Here is a 19,817-nt window from a genome sequence, read left to right as displayed (position 1 = left end):
ATAAGGATGCTCGGGTTTATATTCCCGAGCATCCTTATTTTGTTGAGAATTTGCTTTGATAATTTATCGGTTATCGCTTTCTTCTGCTTTTCCTTCTTTAATCAGGTCATTTACTTCCTGCATTTCGCCTGCTTCCAGATGCTCAACATCTTCTTCCTGCTCGTAAGAATTAACGTTAATGTGGAAGGTACAACCAATGCCGGTGTTCATTGGTATGATGGTATTAATAGGGCTAATTTTTTATTGGCAAATGCGGATAAAGTAGATATGGACGAAGGGGAATTGGCAGCGATTAAGGGGGAGGCCTTGTTTTTACGTGCATTCTTCCATCTGTTATTGGTGAGCAATTGGGGCGACGTGCCGTTAATGTTAGAACCCATCAGTTCGGCAGATCAAACGGTAGCGCCACGCATCGCGGCTCGAGAAGTATATGAACAGATACTCGCGGATATGAAACAAGCAGAGGCGATGGTGAAGACGATTGCAGAAATAGGGCATGGCGGACGGGTTAGCAAGTCTGCAGTAAGGGGTATGCTCGCGCGCGTATGTTTATACATGGCCGGCGAACCTATCAACGATAGCAGTAAATATAATGAAGCCCGGGATTGGGCCAAAAAGGTAATCGACCCTGCTCCAGAAGATGGATTCCAGCACGATCTTAACCCCTCTTATCAGCAGGTTTTTATGAATATGTGCCAGGATCGATATGATATCAAAGAGTCCATATGGGAGGTAGAGTTTTATGGAAATTCGGCGGATGCTTTCCAGGAAAATGGAAGGGTGGGGAGCAATAATGGCATTGCTTATTCTGGAGAAGATGAAACGTATGGTTATAGTTATGGATTTATTCAGGTTACGGGACGATTATGGCATCTCTACGATGACGCAGCTAGTTTATTGTCGTCTGATGAAAGACGTGAGTGGGCTATCGCTCCGTATCGGATAACGGGTACACCTGCTGTAGAAATACCGTTTACTACGACACAGATTTATGAACGTACAAGTGGCAAATGGCGTCGGGAATTGGAACTGGTTACACCCAAGAATAAGAATGCCGGACCTATTAATTTTCCGCTGCTGCGGTTTTCCGATGTGCTATTGATGTTTGCGGAGGCGGACAATATGGTGAACCAGGAGCCTTCTGATGAAGCGGTCGAGGCAGTCAATAGGGTTCGTAGGAGGGCTTATGGAAAATATCTCCCCCATGAATCCGTACGCATGGTCCAAGTATTGAATGGTGGAACAGGTTATACATCGGCACCAACGGTAACAATCACGGGAGGGGGTGGCACGGGAGCCGCGGGTAAGGCTTTTGTGAACGCGAATGGAACAGTAACAAGAGTTAAAATAATAGAGGAGGGGAGTAACTACACATCTACCCCGATTATCGCGTTGACTGGCGGCGGTGGTTCTGGCGCTGAGGCTATTGCATTGCTCAGCACCAGGCAAACGAGTAATGCCGATCTAACAAACGACCAAACAGCCACCCAAGAGAGCTTTCAAGAGCTCATTGAAGACGAAAGGGCCCGAGAACTGTGTTTTGAAACATTAAGGAAGCATGATCTAATTCGTTGGGGAAAGTTTATGATCAATATGAAACGTATAGAGAACGATTTTATCAATGGCGATTTTCCGGTACCACGTGCTTCTTCGTCAACCGCTTATGGTGTGCTCGGTTTTCAAAATGCTTCTCCGCGTGATATGTTGTGGCCTTTTTCGCCACGTGAGATGGCATTGAATAGAGGATTAACCCCCCAGAATCCGGGTTGGTAATAAATATGATGAAATATAAATTAGAAATATGAAAATTCATTTAATCGGCATCTTATTGTGCCTAGCAATATTGAATTCCTGCGAAAAGGAAGAGGCGGAAGATGTATCTACTTTTTCTGTACAGCCTGCAAGCTTAACGGTAACAGCGGGTGAAGAGGCCTCTTTTTTCCTGACGGGAGATCCCGCGCAACTCTCTTTTTATTCTGGTGAAGTGGGCAACGCATACAATTTTAGGGATGTGCCCCGAATTGATAAAGTGAAGGATCTCTTTTTTGCTTTTGATACGCATAATTCGCCCACGGAGGCCGCGCAATTGAAACTGATGTTCTCGACGGACTTTAATGGTATTTATAAGTACGAAGATGTAAACGCCAGCACATGGTATGATCTAAGCGATCGATTTCGCTGGGCAGCCCCTGCTCCATGGCAAACCAGCTGGGAATCATCGGGAACGGTGAATTTAGCTGATATGCTGGAGGATGGACGACCGTTCTATATTGCATACCGATATGTAGCGCCACCAGTGCCTGAGGGCTCTATTCCGAGTAGAAATTGGAGAACCCGTTCGCATGCTCTTCGGGTAAATACCGAATATGGGCATACTGTTGATTTAGCTTCTTACGCATCAATGGGATGGAAGCTTGTAAAAAAGGATACCTTGCTGACGTCTTCTAGTACAGTCGCATCGACAATCTTGTTGTTGGCGGCTACTTCGGGGCATCGGCTGGAGTATGAAGAATGGGGAATCTCAAAATCGTTTCAAGTGGATGAAATCGATATGGGAGTAGACAGAAGTATACCGATAAAGGGATATGCAGATATGCCGTTACAGGAATTTAAGCATGTATATACTGAGGCTGGCACATATACCGCCACCTTTGTTGCTTCGGCTAAAACAGCGTATAATGATAAGCAGATTGTAAAGCAAGTGGATATTACGGTAATGGAGCCGTAGAAATAATTGAATAATGTCAGATAAATTAATAAGTAGAAGAAAATTTGTGAGCAATTCGGTTTTGACACTAGGTGGTTTGATGGTCGCTAAAGCACCGCTGTTAGGAAAGACTATCTCCACTGAAAATATAGTTCAAGTGGGTGTTATCGGTACGGGAAAACGTGGGCTGGGGTTAATAAATACAATAAACAAAGTTTCAGGTTTGAAAGTCGTAGCGTGCTGCGACATCATTCCCGATAATCTAAATGCAGCCATGGCAAAAGCCGACCCGAAAGCGAAAGCATATATTGATTATGAGCAGTTATTGGCAGACAAAAATGTGGATGCAGTTGTCATTGCGACGCCCTTGTATTTGCATTACGCTATGGCGGTAGCGGCACTTTCGGTAAATAAACATGTATATGTCGAGAAATCTATGGCCTTTTCCATAACGCAGTCCCTAGATCTAGTAAAAAGGGTAAGAGATTCGAAATTAGTTTTTCAAGTAGGCTTTCAATACAGAAATTTCGAGCTGTATCACAAAGTAAAGAAAGTCATCAACGAGGGATGGATAGGGGATACATATAGTTTTGAATGCCAATATAATCGAAACTCGGACTGGCGATACCCTGTTAAAGATCCAAAGTTAGAGAAGGTTATCAATTGGCGGATGTATAAAGACATGTGTGGGGGACCTTTATCTGAGTTATGTGCTCACCAGATAGATGCGGTGAATTTTATGACAGATTGTCACCCTATAAAAGTGATCGGTTTGGGAGGCATCGACTATTGGAAAGACGGGAGAGAGACGCATGATAATATAAGGACTGTCTATGAATATGAGAAAGGTATAAAGGCAACATATACCTCGGTATTGTCTAACGCGTTTAATGGTTATCAGATCAGAATATTAGGCAACAAAGCGACAATTGAAATAGAACGCGATAAAGCATATATCTACCCCGAAGGAACAAAACGGACGTTGGGTACGGTCGACGGCGTGACAGGAGCCACTATTTTAAACGCGACGCAAGGCGAAAAAACAGAAATTCCATATCTAGCATCTGGTGGAAAGATGGTTGAACCTACGATAAGTGCTTTTATTGATTTTCGAGATTGTATAATAAGTGGTAACATGCCGGCATCCAATGTTGAGACAGGTCGCGTTTCTGCAATCGCTATTTGCATGGGTTTGGATGCCATAGAGACAGAAAAAACACAATATTGGAAGCCGGAATATGTTGTTTGATATAATTGTTATGTAGAGCGTAGAATAAACCTTCTTATGCGCTAGATAAATAATTCTTTAGTCCGTATGGATACAGATGGCTAAATATCTGATCCAAACTGGCTATCTTTAACTGGCTATACAGAGACGTATGATATACAAAATATTAGTTTATGGACTATGCGGTGGAAGTTTGTTTCTGCTCACGTTGCTACTTTTGTTTAATCAACCCAAAGCCAATAAAGGAGCCAATCTATTTCTTGGGATCTGTAGTTTTTTTCTATCGAGTGTATTTATCCAACTCCTATTGGAAAGTGTAACCCTACTAGAGCCAGTGGTGCCACTGTTGTACTTTTTAGAATTTGGGAGGTGGGCAATATTACCTTGTTTTTTCGTTGCTATAAATTTATATATTTCTCCCGATCAGTCACCGTTTAAATATTTTTGGCATTTTATACCGACTTTAATACTTATCGCGCTGCTTCCGGGGGGATACGTTTTACCTAATTTTGTAATCTATACAATACGCTATTTTTTATATATTCAGTTTCTTCTCTATGGTATTTGGACGTATGTGTTATTACGCAAACATCGCGCATTATTGAAGAATATCTCAGCTGACTTTCATGAGGTGGATCTCCAGTGGGTACTTAATATCTGGTGGGGAATCTTGCTGTTGGGTGTTTTGTCTCTGATTGTCCGTTTTACTCCTTCGCTATCGCCTCTAATGGACAGTTTTTATCTGGTAGGTGTGTTGTTTTTTTGCTATTATGCGCTATCACAGACGGCAATTTATCAACTCGTAGATAAAGAGGTGGCCATTATAAAGGAGGCGGTATTATGTAAGGACAAAGAGCGATTGACAGTAGAACAAGTGAGTTTTTTCAAGGAAAGACTGCTTAACTTGATGGACAGGGATAAGCTCTATTTGGATCCCACATTAACTTTGCCGCTATTGGCCGATAAAATTGGACTGTCTGTTCATGAGCTTTCTTATGTGTTGAACACAGGTATGGACCTAAATTTTTACCAATTTATAAATGGCTACCGTATTTGTTATGCAAAACAATTGTTAAGAGAAAATACACGAAACGATTATCGTATTCAGGAAATCTTCATCCGGTCGGGATTTAATTCTAAAACAACATTTTATACCGCTTTTAAACAGGAAGTCGGCATGACGCCGAAGCAATATCTGCAACAGCAATAGCCATTATGGTACAGATTTATCCAGACGGAGGCTTATAAATAGTAGGTTGCTTATACTTGCCTCATTCACTAAAACAAGGATAAATATGAAAACAAACAAAAAACAACTTTGGGTAGTCATCGCTCTTATTGGGCTATGTGGATTACACGTCGCAATGGGTAATCGAAATTCGTCGGTTGATTCTCCTGCAAAGCAAACTTCGTTACAACAATTTGAAGGTTTTTACCGCTTCCCGAATCGGGTAGCCTATATCCAATTTGAAGTGATAGGTAGTGAATTACAGGCTAGGCAGGTATGGGATGACCGACGCTACCAATTGAAAAGAACAGGAGAGTTGACTTTCGAATCTCGTGAAGAGCAGTACAAATTAGCATTTAATGCTATAAAGCCTACTGTTGTGAAAATTCTGGATCGCGTAGATTTGGTTAGGGTGAATTTCAATCCTACACAGCGAAAATCGTTGAAATCGTCATTGGCAAATCAATATATAGGGAAGTATTACATCGAACGGGAACAAACGTATATGATTGAAGTCGGTTTTGATGGTAAACAACTTGTACTCGTTCAGGGATGGGATGACAAGCGTATACCATTGGAGTGTATTACAGACCAAGAGTTTGTAAATCAAGAATCTGCCATGCCGGTAACCTTCTATGAAGAAAAAGGGAAAGGAGTCATGATGCAGTGTTTTGAAGATGACCGTTGGGTTAAAGAAAAGTAAAGGCGATGAAAGCTGTGCAATTTTTAATAATGTCGTTTTTTCTGCCCGTGCTCTTGATGGCACAATCTGTTTCTGATCCGCACTTTGAGGTCCGGCTGGAGCAACCGCTATTTCCCGGAAAGGATGGTCCGCTGATTTTATTCGATCAGCACCATTATAATGCTTTTTCGCTTTCCGGTCAATATAAAGGCTTTGCCGACGTCGCGAAGGCAGAAGGGTATCTGCTTGAAGATTATAAAAGGTTGATTAGCGCGGAAAATTTAGCTAAGGCAAAGATATTCGTAACGGTGAATGCATTAAGCCATCCTTCCGACTGGGATCTTCCAAATCCAACTATTTATAGTGAAGAGGAAATTGAAGCCCTTTATCGCTGGGTACACGACGATGGTGGAGGGTTGCTCATCATTACAGATCAGATGCCAAGTGCTGGTGCGGTGGGACTTTTGGCGGAACGGTTTGGTTTTAATGTTATTAATGGTGTCACTCATCGTATGGATGGACAAGCGGAGCTGTTCAATAGGACGATAGGAAACTTACTTCCGTCGGCCGTTACCAATAGAGAGGGGCGCCGGGTTAACCAATTGCGGTGTTGGGTTGGAAGCGGTTTTATTGCTCCGGAAGAAGCGGAAGTTTTTTCCGTATTGGGTGATGCGTACCGCCTATACCTACCTTCAAAAACGAAAGATATGGAGCACGCTATCCAACCTGACATCCCTTATATATCGGGGAGCAATCTTGCGAATGGAGCCTTATTAAAATGTGGCAATGGTCGAGTTTGTATCTTTGCTGATGCTTCCCCCTTTACAGCGCTGTTAAAAGGTATAAATAGTGAAAAGCGAGGAATGAACCATGTGGACGGACAAGACCATATACACTTGTTGCGGAATATATTGGAATGGTTAAGTCAGCTATAAAATCTTACTTAAAACAAAAAACTTACCGCAGATGTTTATGGAGATATATACATAGTCGTTATGAACAATCTTGATTTTGATAATGTAAAGTTGGAGCAGCTGAAAAAAGAGTCCGACCTTCCTAAGGCAGTTGAAGGCCAAGTCGAAGAGACGTGGTTGGTTAATTATAATGATGAAACGATCGGCGTTGGTCTTTTTCTTCCTGACAGTGATAAATGTGTAATGGCTATCATCGGAAACAGCGATGACGACAAAGTGGTGTTGGGGTCGTATGGGACAAGTGACGACCACGCTAAACTTATTTCGCATGCGTTGGAGATTTCTTTTCAGGGGTATTTGAGGTCTGTTAGAGGAGATACGGTGCTGGGAGATCCGCCTATTGATGAAATGCTTGATGAGTAGTTTAATGTTATTTAAAACTGTATATTGGTAACATGAAGGTATTCATCTCGAGAAACATTCCAGATACGACAGCGGCAAAGTTAATGGAGGAAGGACTCGAAGTTATAACTGCTGAAAGGGGAAAGAGCTGGACGTCCAAAGAGCTTATCAGAGCTTGCCAACAAGTCGACTTTCTATTACATCGCGGAAGCGCTGTGTTGGATGCGAATTTTTTTCAGCATTGTGGCCATCTGAAAGGTATTGCGTTGACAAGTGTCGGATATAATCATGTTGATATCCGTGCCGCTACAAAAGCGGGTATACCGGTTAGTAATACACCGGATGTATTGAGTGAAGCAACAGCTGATATTGCCTTTCTACTGATGCTAGCGGTATCCCGAAAAGCGTTCTTTCGGGCAAATCAAATAGCTCGTGGTGAATGGAAAGGTATGAGTTTCACGCAAGATCTTGGTGTTGAACTTTATGGAAAAACATTGGGCATATTTGGATTGGGAAGAATCGGACTGGCACTAGCTCGTAAAGCGAAAGCAGTATATAAGATGGAAGTTATTTACCATAATCGAAATCGAAATAACAAAGCAGAACAGGAACTGGATGCGGTGTATGTATCTTTTGATGAATTGTCGGAAAAAAGTGATGTTATATCTGTGCATACCGACTTAAGTCCGGAGACCGCGGAACGATTTAATGCTGAAACATTTAAAAAAATGAAAAAGTCAGCTATTTTTATCAATACGGCGAGAGGGGGGATCCATAATGAATTTGATTTAACTAACGCGTTGATGAATGGCGATATCTGGGGTGCTGGACTTGATGTTACGAATCCAGAACCGATGTTACCTAGCAACCCGCTTTTAAATATGTCGAATGTATGTGTACTGCCGCATATCGGTTCCGCAACAGTAGAGACACGGGCAAAAATGGCGTTAATGGCAGCCAATAATTTGGTTGCAGCAAAAAATGGAAAGAAAATGCCTCAGATCGTCAATATAGACGTCTATAAGATGAAATAAACACATGAAAGCAGTTATTATTGGAGGATATGGAGCGACAGGAAGTGAATTGACCAAACAACTTTTGGTGTAAATGAAGGTTCTTCTTTTTTCTACGATAAAATGAAAGGAACATTGGAAAACAATATACGGGAATTAGGTTTTCCACAGTTCGTTGTATTACAACAAGGTGGTATCGAAAGCCCCAGTAAACAATAATATAAAATGGCAGAATTTTGGGAAGAGAGTTTTGTGAGTAAACGAGAGATGTGGGGACTAGAACCAGCGACATCAGCTGTGCTGGCGAAAGATTTTTTTAAAGAAAAATTCCTAAAAAACATATTAGTTCCTGGTGTTGGATATGGACGAAATGCGCAGGTTTTTAAGGATAACGGAATGGACGTCGTGGGCATTGAGATATCCAAAACGGCCATAGAACTGGCAAGAAAACACTACGGAGATATAATACCTATTTTCTACGGCTCCGTGGCAGACATGCCTTTCGATGACAAAAAATACGATGGTATATTTTGTTATGCACTCATCCATTTATTGGATAAAGAGGAAAGGAAAAAGCTTATTCTGGATTGTTATAACCAACTAACGGATGGAGGTTATATGATTTTCACGACCATTACAAAAGAAGCACAAACATACGGACAGGGTATGGAGATTGGTAAAGACCGCTTTGAAATGTTCGGTGGCGTAAAGATGTTCTTTTATGATTTGGAAACAATACAGGAAGAGTTTGGAGGAGCTGGTTTACTCGACGTTACGGAAGTTGTAGAAAATTATCCATTTTATTTTATAATATGCAAAAAAGCGGACAAGATATCTCAAATCTAGTGAATTTTGCGAAATAGAGGGATCTAACGTTTCGATATAGCCTCCGATGTATCTTCCTTATAGGCTATGCGGGTTTTTGAAAGACTTTCGGGGAAATTATGGATGCTGTCATAACAACGTTTACTAAAAGTCGAAAAACATGACAGGTCGGGGTAAAAGCCTATATCTCAATTCAAATCGGGGCTTTTAGGAAAATTGGCGACATGCGCATATTTTGGACCTAGGCTGATAAGCGCCTGCTTCCATAGGTCTTCGCCGTCTTGCAGAAGAAGTAGATCAGTTGGGAACTTATTGTGTACCGCCCAGCTGTTTTGTTCGATTTCATCGTCCAATTGTCCGGGTGTCCATCCAGCGTAGCCAAGAATAAATTTAATTTCATCCGGCTGAAGGAGATCGTCATTTACTAGAAACCGTATCTGTTCAAAATTTCCACCAAAATAAATGCCGTCGACAAGTTCAACACCTCCCTCAATCTTTTCAGGAACCTTATGAAGAAAAAACAATGCTTCGACGCTTACTGGGCCCCCGATATACAAGGGAAACCGCGGATTTTCTACATCAGGTATTATATCTGATAATAGCAGAGAAGAGCGATTATTGATAATGATACCCATTGTTCCTTCAACAGCATCGTGTTCGCATAGTAAAATAACAGACCTTTCGAAGTTATTGTCGAGCATAAATGGTTCGGAGAGCAATAAACTTCCTTTTTGAGGTGTGTGCGTGTTGAACATAATAAGAATCTTTAGTTCCTCTAAAACCTGCTTCAATATACGGTATTTTATGGGAAAATAAAATAGACTTTACGAATCCCATCAGTTTTGATTAAGTTTGTGTTTGCATCAACAGACTTAACCCATGTCCATTATCCATAAAGATATTGCAGCTATACGGGAAGATTATTGTAAATATAAATTGGACGAAAAGGATGTTCTATCTAATCCGATCAAACAGTTTCAACGTTGGTTTGACGAAGCCCGTCATGCGGAAGTAGTCGAACCGAATGCGATGGTTTTGGCGACGGTTGGAGAAGACGGTTTTCCCTCTTCGAGGGTCGTTCTTTTAAAAGATATAAAACCTTCTGGATTTAGCTTTTTTACGAATTACCATAGTAAGAAGGGGCAAGCTATGGCGAAACAAAAGAAAGTAAGCATTTTATTTTTTTGGCCCGAACTGCAAAGACAAGTACGCATTGAGGGATGGGTAGAGAAATTATCATCAGGAGATTCGGATGAATATTTTGCATCCCGACCGAGAGGAAGCCGTATAGGGGCAATCGCCTCGCCGCAAAGCCAAGTTATTGCCGATAGAGAAGTGTTAGAAACACGTGTAGAAGAGTTGACGGCAGAATATGCTGAAAAAACAAATATAGAGCGCCCCGCTTTTTGGGGAGGGTATTTGGTCAGTCCATTACGAATGGAATTTTGGCAGGGCAGAAGTAGCCGTTTGCACGACCGTATAGAATATGTCTTTCAACAAGGGGACTGGATTATACAACGATTAGCACCCTAGTACATGATAACAAAAATAAAAGATTTAATAATTGCAGGTATTGGCGAACAGGCTGTCGTCCGTATAGAAGAGGATCATTTGCAGCCTATATTGATCGTAAATGCTGACAGTCTACTGGAAATCGCCCTTTTTTTGCGAGATACTGAAGAATGTTATTTTGACTTTCTTTCGAATATATCCGCGGTAGATTTTCATCCCGATAACCGGTTTGCCATCGTTTACCACTTGGCTTCTATTCCTTATCAAACGCAACTTGTGCTGAAAGTAGAAATCGAGAATGATCGCCGGTTTGATAATTTGCCCGAGATCCCTTCTGTTTCCACCGTTTGGCGTACCGCCGATTGGCATGAGCGAGAGGCATTCGATTTGATGGGAATATTTTTTACGGGGCATCCCGATTTAAGACGTATCCTCCTTCCCGACGATTGGCAAGGCTACCCCTTGCGGAAGGATTATGAAGATGCGGAAACATATCACGGAATAGCCATTAAATAGACGAAGATGACGCATTATACCAAAGGACTGGAAAATTATAAGAAGAAGATTGCAGCAATAACGTCGCAGGAGATGGTCATCAATATGGGCCCCCAACACCCTTCTACACATGGTGTGCTCCGTTTAGAACTCATTACTGATGGAGAAGTTGTTAAAGATATCATTCCGCACTTGGGCTATCTTCACCGCTGTTTTGATAAGCATGCTGAATCAATGAATTATGGGAAGACGATACCATTTACGGATAGGTTAGACTATTTGTCGTCCATGAACAACAGCCACGCTTTTGTGATGGGAGTGGAGCGCATGCTCAAGATAGAGGACAAGTTACCAAAACGTGTGGAATATATACGGGTGTTAGTGTGTGAGCTTAATCGTATCGCTTCCCACTTGATCGCTATCGGCACGTATGGGATCGATATCGGGGCTTTTACGCCTTTTATGTGGTGCTTTCGGGATAGAGAACACATTATGAATATGTTGGAATGGGCTTCTGGATCACGTATGCTCTACAATTATATTTGGGTAGGTGGTCTGTTTTATGATTTACCCGTTGGATTTGAAGCTCGTTGCCAAGAATTTATAGATTATTTTAAACCCAAGTTGGTAGAGCTGGATGATTTGCTTTCCAATAATCAGATATTTATTTCACGTACAGCGAATATTGGGGTTTTGCCTGCTGATGTAGCTATCAATTATGGATGTAGTGGACCGATGTTGCGGGCTTCGGGCATCAGGTGGGATTTGCGCCGGGTTGATGGCTATAGCGTCTATCCTGAAATCGAGTTTGAAATCCCAATTGGAAAGGGAGAAATGGGAATACTCGGAGATTGCTGGGATCGATATAAAGTGCGGGTAGACGAGGTGAAGGAGTCTGTAAAAATCATCGAACAATGTCTGCAGAGGCTTGAAGCAGATTTTAAAAGAACGCCCGATTTCGATCCTCGAGGATTAGTCCCGAAAAAGGTGAACCTGAAAGCACAAGAATATTACATTCGTGCGGAAAATCCAAAAGGAGAATTAGGCTTTCACTTCGTAACACAAGAGAAAACAGATGTGCCGCGAAGGGTGAAAGCTCGAGGTCCTAGCTTCAATAACCTTTCTGTATTGCCCGAATTAGGTAAAGGGCAGCTTATAGCGGATCTAATCGCTATATTAGGTTCCATCGATATTGTATTGGGGGAAGTGGATAGATAAATTTAAAACTTTATAACGCATAATTCATAATTAAAGAAATGTCATCAATTCTTATAAAATCCGCACAAATTGTTAACGAAGGAAAGACTTTTTTGAGCGATGTATATATCAATCAAGGGCGCATCGAAATGATTGCGGAGGAAATTAATCACGCGGCTGATCAAACAATAGACGCACGAGGTTTACATTTGTTACCGGGGCTCATCGATGATCAAGTGCATTTTCGTGAACCGGGCCTGACTTATAAAGCTGATATTTGGCACGAAAGCCGTGCCGCGGTCGCGGGAGGAACAACCTCGTTTATGGAAATGCCGAATACCGTTCCGAATACGTTAACCCAAAAATTGTTGCAGGAAAAATATGATATTGCTGCCGAAAAATCATTGGCAAACTATTCTTTTTTCATGGGTGCAGCGAATGATAACTTAGACGAGGTTTTAAAAACGAATCCACGTGATGTATGTGGTATCAAGATTTTTATGGGTTCGTCTACGGGTAATATGTTGGTCGATAATGAGGCGACGTTGGAAAAGATTTTTGCAGAAGCACCGACATTGATTGCCGTACACTGTGAAGACGAAGCGACGGTACAGCGGAATCTTCAAGCTTTTAAGGAAAAATACGGTGAAGGAGGACTGCAACCTTTTATGCATCCACTTATCCGGACAGCAGAGGCTTGTTATCTTTCTTCTTCCAAAGCGGTGGAACTTGCCAAAAAACATAATACCCGTCTTCATATACTGCATATTTCAACCGCGGCAGAGACAGCACTTTTTGTTAGTGCTATCCCCTTAAAAGAGAAGAAAATTACAGCGGAGGCATGCATACATCATCTTTGGTTTTCCGATGCGGATTATGCAGATAAAGGAAACTTCATCAAATGGAATCCCGCGGTGAAAACGGCTGTGGATAGGGAGGGGGTTTTTCAGGCAGTATTGGATGGACATATTGATGTTATAGCTACAGATCATGCTCCCCATACATTCGAAGAAAAATCGAAACCTTATGCACAGGCACCATCTGGCGGTCCGTTGGTACAACATGCACTCCAAGCATTGTTAGATTTCGTCAAGCAAGGTAAAATCACATTGGAACAAGTGGTGCAAAAAACAGCACATAATACTGCTGAATTATTCCAGATCGAAAACAGAGGTTTTATCAGAGAGGGATACTGGGCAGATTTAGTGTTAGTAGATCTTGATCGATCCTATACGGTTTCTAAGGATAACATTTTGTCTAAGTGTGGCTGGTCACCATTTGAAGGACACACGTTTTCGTCTACTATAGTCCACACGTTCGTCTCTGGAAACGTAGCTTATACAGATGGCAAGATTATTGAAGCAGGTACAGGGCATCGGTTGTTATTTAATCGGTAGAAACACGGCTGATGTACCATGCACAAATAGATATAACGTTATTTAAATGTTATGAAACAGACCTTATTTCTTTTATGTATAGTTACAAGTCTCCAGTCTTGTAATCAAACGACGATGACGAGCAGCGAATCAAATAGATATGCGGATGCTATGACCTTGGATACAACAGCTTACAATAGCCTACATCAGATGTATAGGGAGGCTGCTTTAACGAATAGGCGTTTTAAGCATCAAGATGTCGTGGACTTAATACAAACACATGAAAAGAAAGCTGTCTTGCAAGTTCGGGAGATTGGGGAATCGGTGGAAGGTCGAGCGATCTATAAACTACAATATGGTAATGGAGAAAAAAAAGTCATGTTGTGGTCGCAGATGCATGGCGATGAACCTACAGCAACGATGGCGTTGTTTGATATTTTCAATTTCTTGGAAGGCGAGGATGATGGCTTTGACTCCATTCGCTTTTGCCTAAAGGATAACCTGGTCATTCATTTTATTCCGATGCTTAACCCCGATGGTGCCGAACGTTTTATACGACGAAATGCACAATATATTGATTTGAACCGAGATGCTCGCGCCAATCACACTGTGGAAGCAAAGCTTCTGCGACGGATGGCGGAAGAGATTAAGCCAAACTACGGCTTTAACCTACACGACCAGAGTATATACTATAATGTGCCGGAAACAAAAAATCCGGTGACGATAGCGATGCTAGCACCAGCTTATAACACGGAAAGAGAAATAAACGATGTGCGGAAAGGAGCGATGCAGCTGATTGTGGGGATGAACAATCTCCTGCAGCAATATGTTCCTGATGCAGTGGCGAAGTATGACGATACGTATTCGCCACGTGGCTTTGGTGACAACTTTCAAGCATGGGGAGCGAGCACGGTTTTAATTGAGTCTGGGGGGTTAAAAGGCGATCCCGAAAAACAGGAAATAAGACGGTTTAATTTTGCTATTATCCTTAACGCTCTATTGGAAATTGCACAAGAATCGTATAAAAAATATGACTACAAGGCGTACGATAAGATTCCTTTTAATGCTTCTCAATTGCATGATGTGCTTATTCGTCAGATCGATTTGGGGACGGATAGTATACCTCTAATGACCGATATCGCTATCCGCAGAGCCGAATTAACCGTGGAAAGAGATTATTGTGTACGTGGTTGGGTAGAAGACATAGGGGATTTGGAAGGTACGTACGGGTACGATGAGCTAGATGCCAACGGGTTGAAATTTGTGCAAGGCAAAGTATATCCGCAAATCTTTCAGACCGTTAATGATGTCGATAACAACAGGGCTTGGGAGTTGCTAAAGCAGGGATATATTGCAGTTAGGGTAGCCTCCAGAGGACAGGGTCGTCTACACCATCTTCCCTTGGTTGTTTCCGCTCACGCTGATTTTGTGCCTACACCTAAAATAGTACTGACAGGAACCAGTAATTTCTTTTTAGGAAATGATACAGCATTGAAATATGCGGTGGTCAACGGCTACCTTATCGATTTAAGTCGACCACCGCAAGAAAATTTTTATAAGAACTGGATTAATTAGCGGATGCCGATAATAGCTCCCGGAAATTGCGTACGCTCTGGGCAACATCACTTTGGTTGTTCTCCCAATTGTATTCATATTCTGCGGAAAGCATCCCATCAAAATTTTGTCTTTTCAGCTCTTCGATAACCTCGTTAATAGGAAGCTTGCCTGTTCCCCAATGTACATCGTGGGCTTTTTTATCGCCAAAAGCATTCAAATCTTTAAAGTGGGCGTGTATAATTTTACCCTCTAATTTCTTTAGGCATTCTACCGGGTCTAATCCTGAACGCATCCAATGGCCTACATCGGCCGCTGCTCCCATTTTCGTACTCCTTCCGTCCAATGCTGCTAATACAGCTTCCGGTTTCCAATAGGTCGTAGGCTCGGGATGATTGTGAATGGCGGCACGGATATCGTATTTGTCGCACAAGGCGGAGACGATATCTAAATGTTCTTCTTTAGGTTCACAATTGATTACCCTGACACCCATATCTTGGGCAAAAGCAAAAATCTGTTCCCATTCTTCTGCATCGTTACCGTTGACTACACCAAAAGCATGTAGTGTAATATTACGGTCGGTCAAGAGTTTTCGCACGAGATCCCGCCCTTCTTCCGAGAGCGTATAGGTGAACTTTTCCTCATTTCCAGCGCCGACGATTTGTCCTGGAAAAGCTTCTACATACCTTAAATCTGCGCTATCTATCTTATCTAATGCTTCGGCAAGCGTAAACAACCTAAAGGTATACGCCTGTGCGCCTATTTTCCAGTTTAAATGTTCTTCGGGATAACCAATGGTATCCTGTAGGGTGTCTTCTACTTGTGCATTCGAAGACGTTGTTCCAGAAGAACAAGATGAAAAAGCAATTCCCGCTATTAATGCAAGCGAGGACAATGTGTTTATTTTCATGGCCTGTTTTATAAGTTTAGAAAGCCAAAGTAATAAAAAATAAGGGGAAATGTACATTTCCCCTTATTTTTTATGCTAGATGAAGCGTTGTTATAACTCCTGCTTTGCTTATGCTATGCTTTTGCCGTACATCTCTTCGCGTTGTGCTTTTACAACATCTGAGTTGATGTATTCATCATATGACATTAATTTGTCTATTACACCATTAGGCGTAAGCTCAATGATGCGGTTTGCCACGGTTTGCGTCAACTCGTGGTCACGCGAAGTAAACAACATCGAACCTTTGAAGTCTAACAAGCCGTTGTTTAATGCGGTGATGGATTCCAAGTCAAGGTGATTTGTAGGTTCATCGAATAGAAGGAAATTAGCGCCTTGAAGCATCATTTTTGAGAACATGCAGCGCATCTTTTCACCACCCGATAATACCGATACTTTTTTCAAAACTTCTTCGCCGGAAAACAACATTTTTCCTAGGAATCCGCGAATAAACTGTTCGTCAGCATCCGGTTTTGATGTGTAATTACGGAGCCAATCCACAAGATTCTCATCGCGCCCCTCAAAATACTCGGCGTTCTCAATAGGCATATCGGTGGGCGTGATCGTAATCCCCCATTTAAACTCCCCTCCAAAATCTTTGTCACGACCGGCTAATATTTCATAGAAAGCTGATGTTACCAAAGAATTATCCGATAATAAAGCAATTTTATCCCCTTTATTGATCATAAAAGTGGCGTCCTTAAAGTAAACTTCGCCGTTGACGGTTTTACTTAGTCCCTCTACGTGCAATATTTGATCGCCCGGCTCACGATCCATCTGATTGAACATAATAGCTGGATATTTCCGGTTAGAAGGTTTGATATCTTCCACATTGAGCTTCTCAAGCGCTTTTTTTCTGGAAGTCGCCTGTTTAGATTTAGAGGCATTTGCCGAGAACCGACGAATAAACTCCTGTAGCTCTTTAACTTTATCTTCCATCTTCTTATTTTGGTCTGCTCGTTGTTTCAATGCCAGCTGTGAAGATTCATACCAGAAACTATAGTTACCGGTGTAAATGTTCATTTTACCAAAATCGATATCGACAATATGCGTACAGACATGGTCTAAAAAGTGACGGTCGTGCGATACAACCAAAACAATAGCCTCATACCCCGCTAAAAAATCTTCTAACCAAGCGATGGTATTGATATCCAAATCGTTTGTAGGCTCATCGAGAATCAAGATGTCCGGGTTACCGAATAAAGCCTGTGCCAAAAGCACGCGTACTTTTTCGTTACCGTCTAGTTCCTTGACTAATTTATAATGAAGACCTTCTTTGATCCCTAAGTTACTCAATAGGGTTGCGGCATTGCTTTCCGCATTCCATCCATCCATTTCTGCAAAGAGACTTTCTAGTTCGCCGGCACGTTCGCCATCCGCATCTGTAAAGTCTTCTTTCATGTAAATGGCATCTTTCTCTTTCATCACCTTGTAAAGCTCCTGGTTGCCCATCATGACCGTCTCGAGAACTGTAAATTCATCAAATTCGTAGTGATTTTGCTTCAGGACGGACATACGCTCGCCCGGAGTAAAAGATACAGACCCCGTCGTAGGATCAACTTCTCCCGAGACAATTTTAAGGAATGTTGATTTTCCTGCACCGTTGGCGCCTATGATTCCATAACAGTTTCCAGGTGTAAATTTCAAGTTTACATCTTCAAACAGTACACGCTTCCCAAAACGAAGCGATAAATTAGACACATTAATCATGTTGCAAATATACGCTTTATTTATGGGATTTTAAGTAGCGAATGATGAGTTAAGAAGGGAGAAACTTTGTTGCTATATGTCGACTAATTTTTAAGCAATCGATTGTGTTTCAATACGATTTGCAGGTGCTTGCCATTTTCGCTAAGTTTAGGTTATAATTTATTTATGATGAACTTAAATACGAAGAAATTAAAAGGTGTTTTGTATAGTGCTATCTTGTTGGGTATGGCTGCTGCTTGTACCCAAAATCAACAAGAGCAGGAGCGAAAGACACCATTCGAATTGGCCAGTTTTACGGAATTACCCGATCCGACAACAGATACGTTGTCGGATTGGTCTAAGGTTGAAAGTGGACTACATGCTTCTTTTGTGACCATTGATAAACGCTTTCCAAAATCGATAGCTCCGGACTTTGCTATCGAAAAGCAAGAATCTGTAACAGGATGGAGAGGGGAGCGTGTCTCTGCTCAAATATTGCTATGGACCAATGCTGAAGTTGCCGATGCGCAAGTGGAAGTATCGGGGTTCCGTACAGAAAACGGAGAGGATTTACCTGCTGATATTGCGTCGGCCCATTTCGTTCGCTACGTGATGACCGATGAATTTGCCGGAGGATGTGGACACCGAAAACCGGAAAATTTTGCTTCATCGCTTTCTCCCGATATGTTGGATAATCTCACTTCTTTCAGTCTCGAAGCAAAGAAAGTACGGCCTGTTTGGGTAACGGTGCGTATTCCAGCGGACGCAAAGCCAGGAAACTATACGGCAAAAGTACAGGTGAAAGCGGGTGATGTGCCCACGCAGGAACTGGACCTTTCCTTGCATGTTATCGATCAAGTCTTGCCAAAGCCCTCGGAATGGACTTACCATTTGGACCAATGGCAACATCCCTCCGCAGTTGCTCGCGTAGAAGGACTTGAAATGTGGTCTGAAGAACATTTTGAAGCGTTGAAACCACAAATGCAGATGTTAGCCGATGTAGGGCAAAAAGTGGTTACAGCAACACTTAACAAGGATCCATGGAATGTGCAGACATTCGACCCGTACGCGGATATGATTATTTGGACAAAGCAAAAGGATGGTTCTTGGAAGTATGATTACAGCGTATTTGATAAATGGGTGCAGTTTATGTTGGATCTGGGAATTAACAAGATGATCAACTGTTATTCCATTATCCCGTGGAATAATGAGATCCATTATCAAGATGAGGCAAGCGATGAATTGGTAAATGTCGAGGCAAAACCTGGTACTCCTATATTTGAAGAATTATGGACGCCGTTCTTAGAAGATTTTGTAGCGCATCTTCGTGGGAAAGGGTGGTTGGAAAAAACCAATATTGCTATTGACGAACGTACAAGGGAAGAAGTGGATGGAGCTTTGTCGTTATTACAAAAAGTATCACCGGAATTGGGCGTTTCTTATGCTGATAACCAAAAAACTTACCAGCGTTATCCGAATAGTGATGATATTAGCATTGCGTTGGGACATCCTTTTTCTGCGGAGGATCTCAAAGATCGTCAATCGCGTGGACTGAATACTACCTTCTATATTTGTTGTAGTGATGCATTTCCTAACCAGTTTACGTTTTCTGACCCTGCGGAATCTGCTCTTTTAGCATGGTATGCCGAAGCGGCGAATTTTGACGGTATGCTGCGTTGGGCATTCAACTCTTGGGTGGAAAATCCATTGTTAGATTCTCGCTTCCGCACCTGGCCAGCAGGTGATACCTATATCGTATATCCGAATGCCAGAAGCTCGATTCGTTACGAGCGCCTACTGGAAGGGCTTCAGGATTATGCGAAGATCCAAGTAATAAAACATACATTACAAGACAAAGGTGATCAAGCAAATTTAGATCGGTTGGAAAACGCTATACAAAAATTGAAGATTACGGAACGTAACGAGACTTGGAATCAAGATCTCAACGATGCGAAAGCATTATTGAACGAGCTTTCAGTTCAATTGGCGCAACAAGAATAAATATTTTTGATAAAAATAGAGGGGATCTATTCGTTATAAGATCCCCTC

At 41.9% G+C, this 19,817-nt stretch carries 19 protein-coding genes; 15 read left to right on the top strand and 4 right to left on the bottom strand.

The genetic code is table 11. The features are described 5' to 3' along the window. Positions 1–63 precede the first annotated feature (63 nt). Positions 64–210: a hypothetical protein gene (locus FXV77_RS22075; RefSeq protein WP_187444074.1), complete on the bottom strand. Its 147-nt coding sequence runs from the start codon at positions 208–210 to the stop codon at positions 64–66. Between FXV77_RS22075 and FXV77_RS09075 the strand changes: the two genes are divergently transcribed. From FXV77_RS09075 to FXV77_RS09035, 9 genes are all read left to right on the top strand, one after another. Then, on the top strand, positions 181–1,773 hold the full coding sequence (locus FXV77_RS09075) for a RagB/SusD family nutrient uptake outer membrane protein (RefSeq protein WP_187444073.1): 1,593 nt from the start codon (positions 181–183) through the stop codon (positions 1,771–1,773). The two genes, FXV77_RS22075 and FXV77_RS09075, sit on opposite strands and share 30 nt — an antisense overlap. Before the next feature lie 28 nt (positions 1,774–1,801). Next, entirely contained in the window at positions 1,802–2,728 is a 927-nt protein-coding gene (locus tag FXV77_RS09070; protein WP_148918895.1) for a DUF5017 domain-containing protein, read from the top strand. A gap of 13 nt (positions 2,729–2,741) precedes the next feature. After that, positions 2,742–3,956 carry a Gfo/Idh/MocA family protein gene (locus FXV77_RS09065; RefSeq protein ID WP_148918894.1) on the top strand — a complete coding sequence of 405 codons (1,215 nt, stop codon included), beginning with the start codon at positions 2,742–2,744 and terminating at the stop codon, positions 3,954–3,956. A 130-nt stretch (positions 3,957–4,086) separates the two neighbouring features. Continuing rightward, entirely contained in the window at positions 4,087–5,145 is a 1,059-nt protein-coding gene (locus tag FXV77_RS09060; protein ID WP_148918893.1) for an AraC family transcriptional regulator, read from the top strand. Positions 5,146–5,230: 85 nt separating this feature from the next. Then, complete coding sequence (locus tag FXV77_RS09055; protein ID WP_148918892.1) at positions 5,231–5,866, top strand: hypothetical protein; 636 nt, start codon at positions 5,231–5,233, stop codon at positions 5,864–5,866. A 5-nt stretch (positions 5,867–5,871) separates the two neighbouring features. Then, entirely contained in the window at positions 5,872–6,780 is a 909-nt protein-coding gene (locus FXV77_RS09050) for a hypothetical protein (protein WP_148918891.1), read from the top strand. Between the two features lie 60 nt (positions 6,781–6,840). Beyond that, positions 6,841–7,182, top strand: coding sequence for a hypothetical protein (locus tag FXV77_RS09045; protein WP_148918890.1), 342 nt, complete (start codon positions 6,841–6,843; stop codon positions 7,180–7,182). A 32-nt stretch (positions 7,183–7,214) separates the two neighbouring features. Then, positions 7,215–8,195, top strand: coding sequence for a 2-hydroxyacid dehydrogenase (locus tag FXV77_RS09040; protein WP_148918889.1), 981 nt, complete (start codon positions 7,215–7,217; stop codon positions 8,193–8,195). 204 nt (positions 8,196–8,399) lie between these two features. Beyond that, the gene (locus tag FXV77_RS09035; protein ID WP_148918888.1) at positions 8,400–9,020 is read left to right on the top strand and encodes a class I SAM-dependent methyltransferase; all 621 of its coding nucleotides are present in this window, start codon (positions 8,400–8,402) and stop codon (positions 9,018–9,020) included. A gap of 167 nt (positions 9,021–9,187) precedes the next feature. Here FXV77_RS09035 and FXV77_RS09030 read toward each other — a convergent pair whose 3' ends face one another. Then, the gene (locus FXV77_RS09030) at positions 9,188–9,790 is read right to left on the bottom strand and encodes a YqgE/AlgH family protein (protein WP_246162375.1); all 603 of its coding nucleotides are present in this window, start codon (positions 9,788–9,790) and stop codon (positions 9,188–9,190) included. 88 nt (positions 9,791–9,878) lie between these two features. On the opposite strand from FXV77_RS09030, the gene pdxH reads away from it, so the two are divergent. Genes pdxH through FXV77_RS09005 form a run of 5 tightly spaced genes read left to right on the top strand, consistent with a single transcriptional unit; the run spans position 9,879 to position 15,154 of the window. Next, complete coding sequence (pdxH, locus tag FXV77_RS09025; RefSeq protein ID WP_148918887.1) at positions 9,879–10,532, top strand: pyridoxamine 5'-phosphate oxidase; 654 nt, start codon at positions 9,879–9,881, stop codon at positions 10,530–10,532. A 3-nt stretch (positions 10,533–10,535) separates the two neighbouring features. Next, entirely contained in the window at positions 10,536–11,027 is a 492-nt protein-coding gene (locus FXV77_RS09020) for an NADH-quinone oxidoreductase subunit C (protein WP_148918886.1), read from the top strand. A gap of 6 nt (positions 11,028–11,033) precedes the next feature. Continuing rightward, positions 11,034–12,224, top strand: coding sequence for an NADH-quinone oxidoreductase subunit D (locus FXV77_RS09015; RefSeq protein WP_148918885.1), 1,191 nt, complete (start codon positions 11,034–11,036; stop codon positions 12,222–12,224). Positions 12,225–12,262: 38 nt separating this feature from the next. Then, entirely contained in the window at positions 12,263–13,600 is a 1,338-nt protein-coding gene (locus FXV77_RS09010) for a dihydroorotase (RefSeq protein WP_148918884.1), read from the top strand. Positions 13,601–13,651: 51 nt separating this feature from the next. Further along, the gene (locus FXV77_RS09005; RefSeq protein ID WP_246162374.1) at positions 13,652–15,154 is read left to right on the top strand and encodes a M14 family zinc carboxypeptidase; all 1,503 of its coding nucleotides are present in this window, start codon (positions 13,652–13,654) and stop codon (positions 15,152–15,154) included. Here FXV77_RS09005 and FXV77_RS09000 read toward each other — a convergent pair. Further along, positions 15,147–16,043, bottom strand: coding sequence for a sugar phosphate isomerase/epimerase family protein (locus FXV77_RS09000; protein ID WP_148918883.1), 897 nt, complete (start codon positions 16,041–16,043; stop codon positions 15,147–15,149). The two genes, FXV77_RS09005 and FXV77_RS09000, sit on opposite strands and share 8 nt — an antisense overlap. Before the next feature lie 108 nt (positions 16,044–16,151). Beyond that, positions 16,152–17,789: an ABC-F family ATP-binding cassette domain-containing protein gene (locus FXV77_RS08995; RefSeq protein ID WP_148918882.1), complete on the bottom strand. Its 1,638-nt coding sequence runs from the start codon at positions 17,787–17,789 to the stop codon at positions 16,152–16,154. 165 nt (positions 17,790–17,954) lie between these two features. Between FXV77_RS08995 and FXV77_RS08990 the strand changes: the two genes are divergently transcribed. After that, positions 17,955–19,769, top strand: a complete 1,815-nt coding sequence (locus FXV77_RS08990) for a DUF4091 domain-containing protein (protein ID WP_246162372.1) — start codon at positions 17,955–17,957, stop codon at positions 19,767–19,769. Positions 19,770–19,817 lie beyond the last annotated feature (48 nt).

The organism is Sphingobacterium phlebotomi (assembly GCF_008180195.1).
Classification (GTDB): domain Bacteria; phylum Bacteroidota; class Bacteroidia; order Sphingobacteriales; family Sphingobacteriaceae; genus Sphingobacterium; species Sphingobacterium phlebotomi.
This window is presented reverse-complemented; position numbering and strand designations above follow the sequence as displayed.